1 protein-coding gene is annotated in these 698 nt (G+C 57.2%); it reads right to left on the bottom strand.

The genetic code is table 11. The features are described from left to right. Window positions 1–145 precede the first annotated feature (145 nt). Window positions 146–698 (bottom strand): IS6 family transposase (locus HV744_RS36660; RefSeq protein WP_246279386.1); only part of this gene is annotated, 553 nt, incomplete at its 5' end.

Below are 698 nucleotides of genomic sequence, written 5' to 3' on the forward strand. Positions count from 1 at the left end.
GCGATTGCTGCGAACTGAGCCCGGATACATGGCTGCAACCTCGACCCAGTGCCAGAGAACGCGGACTGCTTGACAACAGGGAGTCGTCCATACATGGTGCAAATAGGTGGTCTGGACGAGATTTTTCTATAGAAAGGATACCTCATCAAGCAGACAGGACGACCTCCCAGACTGCGGGCGCAGCCGTATCCTTGAGGCCGAGCTTCGCGAGACTGAATTGGCCTTTGCGAATACGATGTACCAACTCAATACCTGAGACAGTGATCGCTGCGTTCCTGAAGCGTTTGAAGCCGAGCATGACTTTCGTCCGGGACTTGATGTTGCGATGGTCCTGCTCGATCACGTTATTCAGATACTTCGAAGAGCGCACCTTCGTGTCCTCCGGCAGCAGGCCGTCGGCTTTCATCTCCCGCACGGCCCGGTGCGAGGCGGCATACCCATCGAGCGTGATCGTCTCCGGCGGCTGGCCCTGATGTCTGATTGCCTTGCTGATAAAGGCTTTAGCCGCAGCCACGTCCCGCTTCGCCCTGAGCATGAAGTCCACCGTCTGGCCGGCTCGATCTACCGCCCGGTACAGATAGACCCACTTGCCTCGAATCTTCAGATAGGGGTGAGTAGACCCCAGGAATTGCGCCTGAAGTCTCTCGCAGAACCGTACGTGACACTCTCGCGTCATACGGCTCCCGTTATCCAACCTG

Source organism: Paraburkholderia ultramafica (assembly GCF_902859915.1).
GTDB lineage: Bacteria > Pseudomonadota > Gammaproteobacteria > Burkholderiales > Burkholderiaceae > Paraburkholderia > Paraburkholderia ultramafica.